Here is a 14,575-nt window from a genome sequence, read left to right as displayed (position 1 = left end):
TATCTGGCGTTGACTTTTGGCACGCTGTTGAGTTCTCAAGGAACGGACGCTTCCTTTGTGCCTGTTTCACCAGGCTCTCCGGGCGCTTCCCTTCGATCTTGCGTTTCCGACTCTATCAGATCCTTTCGGTTCTGATTTTCGCCGGTGCGGTCCGGCCTTTCGGCTTTTCCGCGGTTCCAACCTTACCAGATCCGCTGGGCGTTTCCGGCCCCCTGTTGGAGCGGGGTTTGCCGTCCGGCTTTCGCTTTCCGACCTTTCCGACTCTATCAGATCCGATTCGCGCCGTTTCCGGTCCGAATTCATTTCCGATTACCCGTCGGAGGGGTTTGCCTCGGGCTGCTTACTTTCGTTTGCGGCGCCTTGGCGTGGTCACTACTTTAGCGGAATTCCTCGGTGACGCATAATCACGTCGCGGTGTGAATTTCGGGCATGCCGAAATTCGTTCCGGTGAGGAGTCGTGCGGTAGTGGTGTGCCGCGATGCGGCGGATGGCTGCCACAGAACCGTTACAGCTGTGTGGCAACTCGGGGAAGAGTACACGAGGCCCTTGACTGCTTCAAACCTGGGACAGGCCCCGGATTTGCGGGGTAGCTTGGCCGCCATGACCTCGCATGCGCACGTACAGCAGTGGTGGCTCGCCTGACGGCGGCCGACCACAGCGCATGCACGACCACGGCCGCCGCCTCGGCGGCCGTTCGCGTTTCTCCCTCCCGCAGCCGGCCGTCGGGCCCGGTGGTCCGCACGGGCGCCGCACGGCGTCCGCGTACCGGACGACAGGAGAGACGACATGGCGAGGACGCGGATCTTCAGTGGTGTGAAGCCGACGGGGCATCTGACGCTGGGGAACTATCTGGGGGCGCTGCGGCGGTGGGCCGAGGTGGACCAGCACCGGGCGGACGCGCTGTTCTGCGTGGTGGACCTGCATGCGCTGACCGTGGCGCACGATCCGGCGCGGGTGCGGCGGCTGACCCGGCAGGCGGCGACGTTGTTGCTGGCCATGGGGTTGGATCCGGAGCGGTGCACGGTGTTCGTGCAGAGCCACGTGGATGAGCACGCGCGGCTTTCGTACCTGATGGAGTGCACCGCCTCCGACGGGGAGATGCGGCGGATGATCCAGTACAAGGAGAAGAAGGCGCAGGGCGGTGCGGAGGTGCGGCTGTCGTTGCTGACGTATCCGGCGTTGATGGCGGCGGACATCCTGGCGTACGGGACGGATGAGGTTCCGGTGGGTGAGGACCAGGCGCAGCACGTGGAGCTGACGCGGGATCTGGCGGTGCGGTTCAACCAGCGGTACGGGCCGGTGTTCGTGGTGCCCCGGGCGACGCGGCCGCCGGTGGCGGCGCGGGTGAAGGACCTCCAGGAGCCCACGGCGAAGATGGGGAAGTCGCATGCGCGGACGGCGGGGATCGTCTATCTGCTGGACGAGGCGGAAACGGTGCGCAAGAAGGTTGCGCGAGCGGTGACCGATGCGCATCCGGAGGTCGTGTACGACCCGGCGGAGCGGCCAGGGGTGGCGAATTTGCTGGAGATCCTGGCGGCGTGCACGGGAGGGGAGCCCGGGGAGCTGGCCGGGGCGTACGGCTCGTACGGGGCGTTGAAGAAGGACGTGGCGGAGGCGGTGGTGGAGATGTTGCGGCCGGTGCGGGAGCGGCATGCGGAGCTGGCCGCGGACCCCGGTTACGTCGACGGTGTGCTGCGGGACGGGGCCGAGCGGGCGCGAGCGGTGGCGCGGCCGCGGGTCGATGCGGCGTACCGGGCGGTGGGATTGCTGCCGCCGGCGTGAGGGCGGACCGGCTGTCCCCTGCGGGCCGCTTCCCCTACGGGATTCCGGCTGTCCGCTGCCCGTAGGGGACGGGGCCCACGGGCTCGCGTGTTCCGGTGGGTCCGGTGGTGCGGCTCCTGCCCGTAGGGACTGTCCCCTACGGGCAGGGGTTCGCCCAGGGGCGGGGAGCCTGGCGGTGTGTCCCCTACGGGGCGATTCCGGCCCGTAGGGGACGCGGCGCGGCGGTGTGGGTCAGCCGTTGCCCGAGGCGAGTTCGCGGCTGCGGTCGCGGGCGGCTTCGAGGGCGGCGAGGAGGGCGGCGCGGACGCCGTGGTTCTCCAGTTCGCGGATGGCGTTGATGGTGGTGCCGGCCGGCGAGGTGACGTTCTCGCGGAGTTTGACGGGGTGTTCGCCGCTGTCGCGGAGCATGACGGCGGCGCCGATCGCGGCCTGGACGATGAGGTCGTGGGCCTTGTCGCGGGGCAGTCCGAGGAGGATGCCGGCGTCGGTCATGGCCTCGACGAGGAAGTAGAAATAGGCAGGTCCGGAGCCGGAGAGGGCGGTTGCGGCGTCCTGCTGGGACTCGGGGACGCGCAGGGTCTTGCCCACGCCCGCGAAGATCTCCTCGGCGCGGCGGAGGTGGTCGCCGGTGGCGTGGGTGCCCGCAGAGATGACGGACATGGCCTCGTCGACGAGGGCGGGGGTGTTGGTCATGACCCGGACGACCGGGATGCCCTCGGCCAGCCGCTCCTCGAAGTAGGCGGTGGGGACGCCCGCGGCGCCGCTGATGACGAGGCGGTCGGCGGGGACGTGCGGGGCCAGTTCGGTCAGGAGGGTGCCCATGTCCTGCGGTTTGACCGTGAGGATCAGGGTGTCGGCGGCCGCGGCGGCCTCGGCGTTGGTGACCGCTTCGACGCCGTAGCGCTCGCGGAGTTGGGCGGCGCGCTCGGGGCGGCGGGCGGTGACCAGCAGGTCGGCGGGCGCCCAGCCGCCGCGGATCATGCCGCTGAGCAGGGCTTCGCCGATTTTTCCGGTGCCGAGTACGGCGACCTTCTGAGCCATGTTGCGCTTCACCTCGCCGGTGGTGGTGCCAGGGTGTGGTGCCGGTTTCCCGTAGGGGCCCGTGGCCGGGGGCCGGGCGGGCGGTGGCGGCACGTCCTGGGGTTGCCTGATTGCGCGGCCATCCTCGCACCTAGGGGTGGGGGACGGCCGGGGCGTTTCGGTGCGCGGACGGCGGGGCGGGTGGGGGCCGGACCCTAGGGGGTGTGACGGGGCGTCCGCGGGGGCGCCGGGGCCCGTAGGGGATGCTCCGGGCCCGCCCGTACCGGCCCGGGCCGGCCTGCTCGTCGCTGCTCGCCGGAGCTGGCCCACCCCGTATCCGAAAAATCCGTAAGGTCGAAGGTTCGTGCGCATTCCGGGCCGGGCGGGGCGATCGCTGCGGTTCCGGGGTGGCGGCCTCATTCGGTTCTATGTCTGGAGTTCTGTGAAGCGCCGGTCCGTTCGTTTCCGTCGTGTGGCCGGTGGTCCGTGCGCCGCGCTCGCCGCCGTTCTGCTGGTGTCGTCCTGTACGCAGGGGCCGGCGGTCAAGGGGGCGGTGGGGGCGGGCGGGGTCGGGGATCCGCTGTTCCCCACGCTCGGGAACGGCGGGTACGACGTGCGGCATTACGGGCTGGATCTGGCGTACGACGTGGCGGCGGAGCGGCTCGATGCGACGGCGCGGATCACCGCGAAGGCGACGCGGGACCTCGGTGCGTTCCGGCTCGATCTTCAGGGGCTGCGGGTCACCTCCGTCAGGGTCGACGGGGCCCCGGCCGGGTTCTCCCGTAAGGGACACAAGCTGACGGTGCGTCCGGCGGAGGGGCTGCGGAAGGGCAGCACGTTCCGGACGACCGTGGCGTACGACGGGGTGCCGGAGGAGATGACGGATGCGGACGGGGCGTCGGAGGGGTGGGTGCGGACGGCGGACGGGGCGTTCGTCTCGGGGGAGCCCGCCGGGTCGATGACGTGGTTCCCGGGGAACAACCATCCGTCCGACAAGGCGGCGTACGACATCCGGATCACGGTGCCGCACGGGTACACCGCGGTCGCGGGCGGGGAGCTGCGGTCGAGCGTCACCTCCGAGGGCCGGACGACGTTCGTGTGGCACTCCGCGGAGCCGATGGCGACGTATCTGGCGACGGCGACGATCGGGCGGTTCGACGTGCACCAGTCGCGGACGGCGGACGGATTGCCGCTGTACGTCGCGGTGGACCCGAAGGAGGCGGCGGGCAGCCGGAAGGCGCTCGACCGGTTGCCGGAGGTGCTGGCCTGGTCGCGGAAGCTGTTCGGGCCGTATCCGTTCGCGTCGGCGGGGGCGATCGTCGACCACACACCGGAGCGGATCGACTGGTACGCGCTGGAGACGCAGACGAAGCCGGTGTACGCGGGCGCCCCCGATACCTCGACGGTGGTGCACGAGACGGCGCATCAGTGGTTCGGGGACTCGGTCACGCCGCGGACCTGGGAGGACGCCTGGCTGAACGAGGGTTTCGCGCAGTACGCGGAGTGGCTGTGGGAGGCGCACGAGGGCGGGCGCACGCCCCAGGAGCGGTTCGATGCGCTGTATGCGCTGGAGGACGACGACGAGGACGAGGCGGACGGCGTTTCGTACGAGGAGTTGTGGGAGTTTCCGCCGGGGGATCCGGGGTCGGCGGAGAACGTGACGGGGACGCCGGTCTACGACCGCGGCGCGATGGTGCTCCAGCAGCTGCGGAACGCGGTCGGTGAGCGGGCGTTCTTCCGGATCCTGAAGGAGTGGCCGGCCGCGCACCGGCACGGGAACGCGGATTCCGAGGAGTTCATCGACTTCTGTCAGGAGCGTACGGAGGTGGATCTGACGGATCTGTTCGACGACTGGCTGTACGGGGACGGGCGGCCGGATTGGGAGTACTGAGCGTTCCGGCCGGGGGACGGGGGCGTCCCGGGGTGGAACGGTGTGTGCCCGTGGGTGGGACGGGCGCGCGTCCCAGGGTGGAACGGGCGTGTGCCCCAAGGTGGAACGGGCGCGTGCCCCGGGGCGGCGCGGTGGGCGTCCGGCTCCTGCCGTGCCCCGGAGGGGCTGTCCGGTCTCAGCCGGCCGCGCGCCGCACGGCCGTGAGGTGGAGCGCGTACGTCTCCTCGACGGTGCCGTCGGGGAAGACCTCCCGCAGCGCCGCGCCCTCGTCCGCGAGGACGGGCGCGGCGGCGGGGCCGAGCGCCGCGAAGTGGGAGCGGCTGCCGAGCATCGCGAGGTGGGTGGCGAGCGGGATGCGGCGGGTCCAGCGGAGCAGCCGGGTCCGGGGGCGGAGCGGCGGGCCCGGGAGGGCGAGGGCGGCGAGGACGTCCGGGGCGGTGACGGCGGCGTTGTGGCGGTGGTAGCCGGGCAGGCGGCGGGCGAGGCGGGCTTCCTGGGCGGCTTGCCAGGGGACGTCGGGGTCGGGGACGTTCCACCACAGGGCGAGAGTGCCGCCGGGCCGCAGCACCCGTAGGGCCTCGGGGACGGAGCGTTCCGGGACGGTCCAGTGCCAGGACTGGGCGTAGGTGACGAGGTCGAAGCCCGCGCCGTCCGGGAACGGCAGCGCCTCGCCCCGGGCGCGGACCACCGGGAGGGCCGGGTGGGCGCGGTGCAGTTCGGCGGCCATCGCGGCGCCCGGTTCGACGGCCGTGACCCGGGCGCCGCGGGCGGCGAGCGCCGCGGTGGCCAGGCCCGTTCCGGCGCCGACGTCCAGCACCCGGGCGCCGGCCAGCGGGCGGCCCGCCGCCTCCTCGACGGCATCGTGGAGCGCCGGCGGATATCCGGGCCGGGCCGCGGCGTACTGCGTGGCGACGGTGTCGAAGGACCGGGCCCGGGCCTCGTGGGACGGCGGCTGCGGAAGCGGTTCCGGTCGCTGTTCCGGCTGTGGCAGCGGTTCCGGCTCGTGCGCCATGGGGTGCGCCTTTCTGTGCGAGGGCCGGGACCCGTACGGGTCGGGGTCCGGGCTGCGGCCGCCCCGTACGGGTGTGAGGGTCGGGCCGCCCTCGTCCCTTACGGGTGAGGGGTCCGGCCCGCCGCCGTCTCCCCGTACGCCTACGGGATGGCCCCTACGGGTCCCGCGCACCGGCCGCGTTCCGGGGCGGCACCGGCCGTTATTTCCGCTTTCCCTTGGGGGACTTCGCGTTCGGTCCGTTCCTGGGCTGCTTCGCCGCCGGGTTGCCCGTGCGGGCCGTGCGGCGGCGTTCGTGGCGGGAGCGGGCGGCGGCGTACTCGGCGCGGTGCAGCTTTTCGCCGGGCGCCTCGATCAGGCTGCGGCAGAAGTAGGCGAGCAGCGAGCCGAGGAAGCCGATCAGCAGGAGGCTCTGTGCGGAACGGTCGCCGGCGCTCGCCGCGGACGGGTCGGGACGGCGCACGAAGCCGTCCCAGGTACGCCGGAACGCGAGCGCGCTGCAGACCGCGAAACCGGCGATGACCAGCACCGTCACCAGCGGGCCGACCTCGCCGATCGCCAGGCCCTGGAACGCGAACCGCAGCACGACCGCACCGGCCAGGGCGGCCACCAGCGAGCCGGCGGCGACGGCGATGCGGCGCAGTGCGTAGCCGCGGTCGTGGTGGAGCCAGCAGGTGCCGAAGAAGCGGATCGGCTCCGGCTCGGGCCCGCCGTCGGCCGGGCCGGAGCCGGGTCCGGGGCCGCGCTCCGGGCCGCCGGGGGTCGTCCGCTCGTCGCTCATATCTCGATTATCGCCGCCCGCCCGGGGACCCGCGGAACCGCGGGCCCTCGGGCGGAACGGAGTGCGGGGCGCCCGCTCAGGACGTGCACTGCGGCGCCACGAATCCGCTGCTCCCGGTCCGCACATAGCTGTCGGAGACATAGCCGCCGCCCCCGATCGCGTCCCAGATGTCGGAGACGCCCGTCGGGCCGGAGACGCGCTGGCCGTGGCGCTGGCAGCGGATCTGGACGTACGAGCCGGCCGGGAGCTGCCGGACGACCGGGGTGGTGGTGCTGGGGCCCTGGCGGACGTTGACGCGGTAGCCGGGGACCAAGGGGTAGGACTTGGCGGCTGCGGCGCGCGGCTCGGCGTCGCCCGCCACGGCGCCCGAGAGGTCCTGGATGTCGCTCATGGTGTACTCCCCCGTGGAGTGCGCGCGCTGGGCGCGCGGTGGTGCGCCGTCCCGGGCGGGAGGCGCCTGTGCACCGGGCACGCTAGCAAGCCTCGTACGTCTCGTACGCGCCATCGACTAGGCTCCGCGCGTACCCCTGCGCCCTGTGGACGCGGGGTTCGGCACGGCGAAGGACACGGGGGTGGACGATGTCGCCGCTGCGGGAAACCGGCGTGGAGCCGGAAGCGGAACATCCGGGATTTGCGGGGCAGTACCGGCTGGAATCGCGGCTGGGCGCGGGCGGGATGGGCGAGGTGCACCTCGCGCGTTCGTCGTCGGGGCTGCCGCTCGCGGTCAAGGTCATTCATGCGGAGTTCGCGCAGGACCCGGAGTTCCGGGGGCGGTTCCGGCAGGAGGTGGCGGCCGCCCGGCGGGTCAGCGGGGCGTTCACCGCGCCGGTCGTGGACGCGGACCCGGACGCCGCCCGGCCGTGGATGGCGACGCTGCACATTTCGGGGCCGACCCTCGCCGAGCAGGTGAAGCGGAACGGGCCGCTGCCGCCGTGCGAGGTGCGGGCGCTGGCCTGCGGCCTCGCCGAGGCGCTGCGCGACATCCACCGCGCCGGGGTGGTGCACCGCGATCTGAAGCCGAGCAACGTCCTGTTGGCGGCGGACGGCCCGAAGGTCATCGACTTCGGGATCTCGCGGCCGTCCGACAGCGAGATGCGCACCGAGACCGGGAAACTCATCGGGACGCCGCCGTTCATGGCGCCCGAGCAGTTCCAGCGTCCGCGCGAGGTGGGTCCGCAGGCGGATGTCTTCGCGCTGGGGTCGGTGCTGGTGCATGCGGCGACGGGCCGGGGGCCGTTCGACTCGGACAGCCCGTACATCGTCGCGTACCAGGTGGTGCACGACGAGGCCGATCTGGACGGTGTGCCCGAGGAGTTGACGCCGCTGATCGCCGCCTGTCTGGCGAAGGACCCGGCGGACCGGCCGACGCCGCGCGCCCTGATGGACCGGCTGCGGACGGATCTGCCGACCGAGATCCATCTCGATCTGTGGGAGCGGCTGGCCGAGGGCGGGCCGTCCGACACCCCGGTGGGGTTCGCGGCCGCACCGCGCGTTCCGGGGCAGGCGGGGCCGCCGGACCGTTCGCTCGTTCCGGGGAAGCCGGCGGTGCCGGATCAGGCGTCCGTTCCGGGGTGGCCCGCCGCGGACACGCCGTCCTCGGAGGTGACGCACGTACGGGACGCGCTGCGGGACGTGACGGAGCAGGAGCCCGGCGCGGAGCCGGAGGCCGCGTTCCAGGCTGGAACGGAAGCCGATGCCGCCCCGGACGCCTCATTCCAGGCTGGAACGAAGCCGGAGGTCGCCCCGGACGCCGCGTTCCAGGCTGGGACGAAGCCGGAGGCCGGAACGAAGCCCGGCTCCGCCCCGAAGGCCGCGTTCCAGGCCGGGACGGCACCCGGCGCCGAGGTCCCGTCCCGCCCCTCGAACGAGGCGCCCGGGACGGCGCGGCGCCCTCGCCGGCGGCTTCTCGTCTGGGTCGCCGCCGGGCTCGCCACCGCGCTGACCGGCGGTTTCGTCATCGCGCAGGTCACCGCCGGCGATGAGGCGCCGCGCCGTCCCGCCGTCTCCCCGACCGCCGCGTTCCACCCCTGGCGCACCACGTTGCTGCCGCGTCCCGCCGGGTACGAGGCCGAGATGCCGGCGTGTACGGCGGGCAGCGGCGGCGCCGTCTTCTGTGCGCAGCGCGGGGTGAGTGCCGCCCGGCTCGATCCGGCGACCGGCGAGGTCGTGTGGCGCCGCGCCGCGCCGCCGGCGGGGAAGACGGACACCGCGCCGCCCGCCCCGCAGCTCTCCGGCGGCCTGCTCTACGTCACCTCCGCCGACCGCACCCGGCTGAGCGCCCTCGACCCGTCCGCCGGCGGCCGGGGCCGCACCCGCTGGTCCACCGACCTCACCGCCTACCAGGGCGGCGCCGCCGTCGCCGGGAACACGGTCCTGCTGACCGCCGCCGACGGCACCGTCACCGCCCTCGACAGCGCCACCCACCGCACCCGCTGGCACCGCACGTTCCCCGGGCACGCGCTCCCCTCGTTCCGGACGTACGGGGCCGGCGCCCGCACCGCGTACGCCGCCGAGACCACCGCCGACGGCAGCGCCACCCAGGTCACCGCGATCGACCCGGCGTCCGGCGAGGTCCGCTGGCACGCGGAGCTGCCCGGCATGCTGACGGTCGCCGGCGCGGGCGCCTCCGGCTCGCTCTATCTCACCGTCAGCGAGCCGAAGTTCGTCTCCCGCACCGTCGCCGTCGTCCGCTACGACCCGCACACCCGGCGCAGCCGCCGGCTGCCGCTCGCCGCCCCGCTGGACGGCGTCCTCGCGGCGGTGCGCGGCGAGACGGCGTATCTGCTGGCCGAGGGCGGCGCGCTGCAGGCCGTCGGGGCGCGGGAGTGGGACGTCGAGACCTCCGTCGCGCGCGGTTCCGCGCCGGTGGTCACGGCCGACGACCGGCTGTACTTCTCGTCCGCCGACGGCCGTCTCCTCGCCCTCGACGCCCGGAACGGCGATCTGACCGGCCAGACCCCGCCCCGCCTCAAGGCCACCCGCCACAACGGTTTCCTGGAGACGGTGCCCGCGCCCGCCCCGCACGGCGACCGGGTCTACGGGGCGTCCCCGGACGGCACGGTCTTCGCCGCGGCGGCGAAGGATCCGTCCGCCTGGTGACCGGGTCCGTCGCCGTCAACCCTCTTACCGCGCACGGTTGTTGATCGCAGGTACGCATGCGGGCCGCCCGGCGGCCGGGAACACCGGCGCGGGCCCGTGCGGTTGCCGCCGTGGCCGGGGGCGTCGCGCGCCCGAAAAATAGGCAATGAGTGCGTAAAACCGACTGTTACTGTCGCACGTTCGTCTCTTTCGGATCGATACGAGGACTACGAGGACATCGCATGAGTGTGCCCGCTCCCCCCGGAGACCAGCAGCCCGACGGCAGAGCCGAGGACGCCGCGCGCGATCCCTGGGCACCGCCGCCGCCCGGGGCGGAGCCGGCCGAGTGGGCGCCGTCTCCGGCGGCGGCTCCGTGGGGCGCGCCGCATCCCCGTAACGGCATGGGCGTCAGCGCGCTGGTGCTCGGCGCCACCGGTCTCGTCCTCGCCCTCTTCATCGTGCTGTTCTGGCTGGCGTGGCTGCCGGCGCTGCTGGCGCTGATATTCGGCGGCATCGGCGTCTCGCAGGTGCGCAAGGGCGTGGCGACGAACCGGGGCATGGCGCTGGCCGGTGTGTTCCTGGGGATCGCCGGGTTGCTGATCTCGGCGACGAGCCTGGTCTTCACGGTGGTGATCGTGGGCAAGGCGGTCGATCACGCGCGGGCCGAGGCCGAGGAGGCCGACACCGCCGACCGGGCGGCCGAGCGGGCGCAGGCCGCGCGGGAGAAGGCGGCGGAGGAGGCGGAGAAGGCCCGCCACCTGGCGTTCGGGGAGGCGTACACCTTCCCCAACGGGCTGAAGGTCACGGTCGGCAAGCCGGGGCCGTTCACGCCGGACGAGTTCGCCAACGGGCACGCCGAGGGCAACAAGGCCATCGAGGTCACCGTCACCGTGGTCAACACCGGGAAGGAACGGGTCCGGGTCGATACCGGGCTGCCGGACGTCAACGACGCGGACGGCGCGACGGCGGAGTTGGTGATCGACGGCAGCGGGCGGCAGAAGGTCATCGACGGTTACGTCCTGCCGGGGCGCAAGGCCGTCGGCAGGTACGCGTTCTCGCTGCCGCCGAAGGCCGCCGGGAAGGCGGAGGTCGAGTTCAGCCCGGACGCGATGACGATGGACGACGCGTACTGGAGCGGGAGCCTGGGGCGCTGACGCCTCGTGGAGAACGGATCCCGTAGGGGACGCATCCCGTAAGGGCGCCGCACGTCCCGTAGGGCTCGTCCCCTACGGGCGGGGTCTGCGCCCCCGGAGGCCGGTGGCGGGTGCGCTCAGCGGAAGAGGCTGCCGGTCTGCTCGCCGATGGCCTGCTTGCGGCGGAAGTAGTCGTTGATGATCGTGCGGAAGAGGTCGGAGTCGGCGCGGGCCCAGTTGCGCATGAGTTCGCTGCCGAACGCGAGGGAGGTGACCGGCTGGGCGCCTGCCTGGATCATGCGCTGGATCGCGGTGGCGTGGGTGACCGGGGAGACGCCGCCGACCGCGTCGATGACCGGGTAGACCTCGAAGCCCTCGCGGAGCATGTCCAGGGTGGGGAAGGCGAGGCAGACCTCGGTCCACAGCCCGGCCATGACGATCTTCTCGCGGCCGGTGCCCCGGATCGCGGCGCGGAAGTCGGCGTCCTCCCAGGAGTTGACCCCGGTGCGGTCGATCTCCGGTACGCCGGGCAGTTCCGCGGTGATCTCGGGGACGGTGGCCTTGTTGACGCCCATCCCCACGCCGACGGTGCTCAGCACGGTCGGGAGCTCGTAGGCACGGGCGAGCTTGGCCAGGGTGAGGGCGCCGAGATCGATCTCCGCGCGGCTCGCCGAGCCGATGGTGGCGTACTGGCCCTCTTGGTAGTCGATGAAGACCACGGCGCAGTTGGCCGGCGTGAGCAGGTGGTCGGCGGCCGGGTCCCGGACCGGCTCGGGTTCCGTCTTGCGGTGCACGGCATCGTCGGTCATGGGTGTCCCCCTTTCCTCCCCCAGCCTCTCAGGGATCGGGCGCACCCGCTCGGGGGCAGCGGCCCGCCCGGCCCCGGAGCGGGTGAGCGCGGCGCGGGCCGTCAGCCCTTGGCCCAGGCGGGCCAGACGAAGTCGTCACCGGGGTAGCCGGGCTCCGCCGGGTACCAGGCGGCGAAGAACGGCTTCAGGTCCTTGCCGGAATGCCGTTCCAGGGCGGTCCGGAACGCGTCCCAGGCGGTGGGACGGCCGGCGTGGGCGGGCACCCAGTCCTTCAGCGCACGGTCGAACGCCGCGTCCCCGGTCAGCCGCCGGAGCGCGTACATGCTCACATCGCCGACCGTGTACACGCTGGAGCGTTCCCACTGGATGTCCTTGACCCGCTCCCGGTACTTCGCGACGAGGTCCGCGCCCCGGAACTTCTCCTGCCAGGCCCACTGCAGATAGGTGGGGATGGCCTCCTCCACCTTGTCGTCCCGGGCCGGGACGGCCTCCAGCCAGGTGTGGGCCAGCTCGTGGACCAGGACGTCCTGGGTGGTGGGCCGCGGTCCCTCCTCCCCCTGGTATTCCATGGCCATGGAAATGGTGTTCCAGCCGGTCACGTTCGGTGTGTAGACGTCCTTGAAGTCCAGGAACGAGACGGTCAGGCTCTTGTGGCGGTACTTCCCGAACAGGCCCGCTTCCCAGGTGGCCGCCTCGGTCAGGGGCTCGGCCAGTTTCCGGGCGCGGTCGGCCGCGCCGTCGCCGTGGACGAAGTGCACGGGGGTGCCGTCCGCCAGTTTCGCGTCCGCCTCGGTCCACTTGTCGCCGACGCCGAACTGCACGTAGGAGGCGAGCATCGGATCCGGGTTGTCCCACTCGTAGACCTTGTGGTCGCCGTCCTTCCGGGGCGCGCGAGACGGGCCGTTGGAGACGGCGGTCCAGCCGTCGGGGACGGTGGCCCGGAGGTGGACGGCCGAGCGGTCGGTGGCGTCGGTGTTGGCCGGGAAGAGGACGCCGGTGCTGTTGAGCGCGAGGTAGTGGCCGCCGTCCTTGGTCGGGGCCCAGGTGGGATTGGACTCGTCCGGCGCGTCGAGGATGTGGTCCGGGTTGCCCGCGTAGGTGACGTGCACCGCGTGCTTGCCCGGGGCGAGCGGGGACGCCGGCTTCACGTGCAGGGTGCTCTTGTCGGCCGAGACCGTGGCCGCGGCCCCGTCGACCCGCACGGAGCGGGCGGGGAGTTGGAGCTTGAGGTCGAGGGCGTCCTGCCGCTCCTTGACGACGAGGTCCAAGGTGGCCTCCCCGGTGAGGGTTTCCCCGGCGGGGTCGTAGTCGAGGCGGACGTCGTAGGAGTCGACGTGGTACCCGGACGCGGCCCCCGCCGTGCCCACCGCCGGGGACGGGCCCGCGTCCGGGTCCGCCACCGATGCCGAGGCGGTCGTCGCCACTCCCAGGGCGGTGAGGAGGGTTGCCGCCGCCACGGCGCTGACGCAGAGGTTCTTTCGGGCGCTCATGGCCCCGACCCTAGGAAGGCGGTGTGCGCGGGGGATTCGCGCCGGATGACGGCTCCGTGACGGCCCGGACGCGTCCGTCCCTAGCCGAGCTGCTCCTTCAGCCAGTGGCGGACGTCCGCGTCCACCGGGTCGGTGACATCGGCGGCCTCCGGGTGCTTCCCGATGTACGCGGCCCAGTACGGGCAGACGGGAACGACCCGCTTCCCGCTGCCGCGCACATCGGCCAGCGCCTCGGTGACCAGCGTCGATGCCAGGCCGCGGCCGGCGAAGCGGTCGTCGATCTCGGTGTGGAAGAAGACCCGCTGCCCGCCGCGGTCCCGGTAGGCGGTGAAGCCGGCCGGCTCACCGTCCACGGTGATGACGTAGCGGTTCTCGGTGCCGCGGTGCTCCACGACGGGGGTGACGGAGGATGCCATGACGCTTTCTCCTTGCCTTGGGGCTGTCGCCCCGGGCCGGTGGCGGCCCGGGCGGTGGTTGCTTCGAGGATGGTCGCTTCGGGCGATGATGCCGGTCAGCGCGGTGCCGGGTTGCCGCGCGGTTTGAGGGAGGAGTGCGGCAGCTCGGGGGCCGGCAGGCGCTCCCCGGGGTAGCCGTGGACGGTGCCGAAGCGCGCGGCGCCGCTCTCCCACTCCTCGCGCGCCGCGACGATGTCCGCGTGGCTGCGGCCGATGAAGTTCCACCACATGACGATCTCCTCGCCGAACGGCGCGCCGCCCAGCAGCAGGAGCCGCGCGGGCTCGTTCGCCGTGTTGGCGAGGGTCAGCGTCCGGGCCCCGGGGTCGAGGTAGCCCAGCTCCCCGCGGGGCACCGGGGTGCCCGCCACGCGTACGTCTCCCCGGTCGACGAGGACGCCGTGCTCGAAGCCGGGGTCGACGGTCAGGGTGACGCTCGCCAGCGGGTCGATGACGATCTCGGCGCCGAGCAGCGGGGTGTACGTCGGCACCGGCGAGGTCTCCCCGGCGAGCGTGCCGAGGAAGACCCGGACCCGGCCGCCGGGGAGGGCGACGGGAGCGGGGACGTGGTGCCGGAAGTCGCGTCCGGTGTGCCGGTCCTTCTCGGGCAGCGCGATCCACAGCTGGACGCCGTGCAGCACCGTGGTCCGCTGGGTGGAGACCTCGGAGTGGCTGATGCCCCGTCCGGCGGTCATCAGATTCAGCTCGCCCGGCCGCACGTAGGCGTGGCTGCCGAGGCTGTCGCGGTGCTCGATCTCGCCGCTGAACAGCCAGCTCGCGGTCTGCAGCCCGGTGTGCGGGTGCGGTGCGACGTCCATTCCGCCGGTGGCGGCGACGTCGTCGGGCCCGTAGTGGTCGACGAAGCACCAGGCGCCGATCAGCGACCGGTCGCGCTGCGGGAGGGTGCGCCTGACCGTCATCGCCCGCGGGCCGCCGAGGGGCACCGCGCGCGCCGGCAGCACCTGCACCGGCGGCCCGCCCGCGGCGTCCCCGTCCGGCTGCGTGGCCGTGGGCGCCTCGGTCGGCGCCGGGTTGCTGTTGCTCATTTTCTGCCCCTCCTTGGTTCTCCCGCCCCCATGATGGTTGAATACTAAACTAATCGCAAGGCCGCCACGCGAACGAGTGGCCGC

The 14,575-nt window shown here is 73.0% G+C and carries 12 protein-coding genes; 4 read left to right on the top strand and 8 right to left on the bottom strand.

Translation table 11 applies throughout. The annotated features are described in order from the left end of the window. Window positions 1-786: 786 nt before the first annotated feature. The gene (trpS, locus tag ABT345_RS14605; RefSeq protein ID WP_345077268.1) at window positions 787-1,782 is read left to right on the top strand and encodes a tryptophan--tRNA ligase; all 996 of its coding nucleotides are present in this window, start codon (window positions 787-789) and stop codon (window positions 1,780-1,782) included. A gap of 231 nt (window positions 1,783-2,013) precedes the next feature. On the opposite strand, the gene proC is transcribed toward trpS, so the two are convergent. Then, on the bottom strand, window positions 2,014-2,823 hold the full coding sequence (gene proC / locus ABT345_RS14600) for a pyrroline-5-carboxylate reductase (RefSeq protein WP_345077271.1): 810 nt from the start codon (window positions 2,821-2,823) through the stop codon (window positions 2,014-2,016). 451 nt (window positions 2,824-3,274) lie between these two features. Here proC and ABT345_RS14595 point away from each other — a divergent pair, with 451 nt between their 5' ends. Next, window positions 3,275-4,693 carry a M1 family metallopeptidase gene (locus tag ABT345_RS14595; protein WP_345077275.1) on the top strand — a complete coding sequence of 473 codons (1,419 nt, stop codon included), beginning with the start codon at window positions 3,275-3,277 and terminating at the stop codon, window positions 4,691-4,693. A 175-nt stretch (window positions 4,694-4,868) separates the two neighbouring features. On the opposite strand, the gene ABT345_RS14590 is transcribed toward ABT345_RS14595, so the two are convergent. From ABT345_RS14590 to ABT345_RS14580, 3 genes are all read right to left on the bottom strand, one after another. Continuing rightward, on the bottom strand, window positions 4,869-5,705 hold the full coding sequence (locus ABT345_RS14590; RefSeq protein WP_345077278.1) for a class I SAM-dependent methyltransferase: 837 nt from the start codon (window positions 5,703-5,705) through the stop codon (window positions 4,869-4,871). Between the two features lie 199 nt (window positions 5,706-5,904). After that, entirely contained in the window at window positions 5,905-6,483 is a 579-nt protein-coding gene (locus ABT345_RS14585; protein ID WP_345077281.1) for a hypothetical protein, read from the bottom strand. Between the two features lie 76 nt (window positions 6,484-6,559). Beyond that, the gene (locus ABT345_RS14580; RefSeq protein WP_345077284.1) at window positions 6,560-6,874 is read right to left on the bottom strand and encodes an SH3 domain-containing protein; all 315 of its coding nucleotides are present in this window, start codon (window positions 6,872-6,874) and stop codon (window positions 6,560-6,562) included. A 188-nt stretch (window positions 6,875-7,062) separates the two neighbouring features. Here ABT345_RS14580 and ABT345_RS14575 point away from each other — a divergent pair, with 188 nt between their 5' ends. Both ABT345_RS14575 and ABT345_RS14570 read left to right on the top strand, forming a co-directional pair. After that, entirely contained in the window at window positions 7,063-9,582 is a 2,520-nt protein-coding gene (locus tag ABT345_RS14575) for a protein kinase domain-containing protein (protein ID WP_345077286.1), read from the top strand. A 221-nt stretch (window positions 9,583-9,803) separates the two neighbouring features. Next, a complete protein-coding gene (locus tag ABT345_RS14570) occupies window positions 9,804-10,715 on the top strand; it encodes a DUF4190 domain-containing protein (protein ID WP_345077289.1) in 912 nt (303 codons plus the stop codon). Window positions 10,716-10,831: 116 nt separating this feature from the next. Here ABT345_RS14570 and ABT345_RS14565 read toward each other — a convergent pair whose 3' ends face one another. From ABT345_RS14565 to ABT345_RS14550, 4 genes are all read right to left on the bottom strand, one after another. After that, window positions 10,832-11,503: a hydrolase gene (locus ABT345_RS14565; protein ID WP_345077292.1), complete on the bottom strand. Its 672-nt coding sequence runs from the start codon at window positions 11,501-11,503 to the stop codon at window positions 10,832-10,834. 101 nt (window positions 11,504-11,604) lie between these two features. Continuing rightward, the gene (locus ABT345_RS14560; protein WP_345077296.1) at window positions 11,605-12,993 is read right to left on the bottom strand and encodes a gluzincin family metallopeptidase; all 1,389 of its coding nucleotides are present in this window, start codon (window positions 12,991-12,993) and stop codon (window positions 11,605-11,607) included. A gap of 80 nt (window positions 12,994-13,073) precedes the next feature. Beyond that, window positions 13,074-13,409 carry a GNAT family N-acetyltransferase gene (locus ABT345_RS14555; RefSeq protein ID WP_345077298.1) on the bottom strand — a complete coding sequence of 112 codons (336 nt, stop codon included), beginning with the start codon at window positions 13,407-13,409 and terminating at the stop codon, window positions 13,074-13,076. A 95-nt stretch (window positions 13,410-13,504) separates the two neighbouring features. Then, window positions 13,505-14,491, bottom strand: coding sequence for a pirin family protein (locus ABT345_RS14550; RefSeq protein ID WP_345077300.1), 987 nt, complete (start codon window positions 14,489-14,491; stop codon window positions 13,505-13,507). Window positions 14,492-14,575 lie beyond the last annotated feature (84 nt).

This window comes from Streptomyces sp. NPDC000404 (assembly GCF_040300365.1).
GTDB lineage: Bacteria > Actinomycetota > Actinomycetes > Streptomycetales > Streptomycetaceae > Streptomyces > Streptomyces ramulosus.
Note: the sequence above shows the minus strand (reverse complement) of the source record. Positions and strands in the feature narration are given on the sequence as shown.

Excerpts from the sequence above, each read along its gene's own strand:
- ABT345_RS14585 (WP_345077281.1), bottom strand. The coding sequence starts at position 6,483 with ATGAGCGACGAGCGGACGACCCCCGGCGGCCCGGAGCGCGGCCCCGGA.
- ABT345_RS14550 (WP_345077300.1), bottom strand. The coding sequence starts at position 14,491 with ATGAGCAACAGCAACCCGGCGCCGACCGAGGCGCCCACGGCCACGCAG.
- ABT345_RS14560 (WP_345077296.1), bottom strand. The coding sequence starts at position 12,993 with ATGAGCGCCCGAAAGAACCTCTGCGTCAGCGCCGTGGCGGCGGCAACC.
- proC (WP_345077271.1), bottom strand. The coding sequence starts at position 2,823 with ATGGCTCAGAAGGTCGCCGTACTCGGCACCGGAAAAATCGGCGAAGCC.
- trpS (WP_345077268.1), top strand. The coding sequence starts at position 787 with ATGGCGAGGACGCGGATCTTCAGTGGTGTGAAGCCGACGGGGCATCTG.
- ABT345_RS14555 (WP_345077298.1), bottom strand. The coding sequence starts at position 13,409 with ATGGCATCCTCCGTCACCCCCGTCGTGGAGCACCGCGGCACCGAGAAC.
- ABT345_RS14580 (WP_345077284.1), bottom strand. The coding sequence starts at position 6,874 with ATGAGCGACATCCAGGACCTCTCGGGCGCCGTGGCGGGCGACGCCGAG.
- ABT345_RS14590 (WP_345077278.1), bottom strand. The coding sequence starts at position 5,705 with ATGGCGCACGAGCCGGAACCGCTGCCACAGCCGGAACAGCGACCGGAA.
- ABT345_RS14565 (WP_345077292.1), bottom strand. The coding sequence starts at position 11,503 with ATGACCGACGATGCCGTGCACCGCAAGACGGAACCCGAGCCGGTCCGG.
- ABT345_RS14570 (WP_345077289.1), top strand. The coding sequence starts at position 9,804 with ATGAGTGTGCCCGCTCCCCCCGGAGACCAGCAGCCCGACGGCAGAGCC.
- ABT345_RS14575 (WP_345077286.1), top strand. The coding sequence starts at position 7,063 with ATGTCGCCGCTGCGGGAAACCGGCGTGGAGCCGGAAGCGGAACATCCG.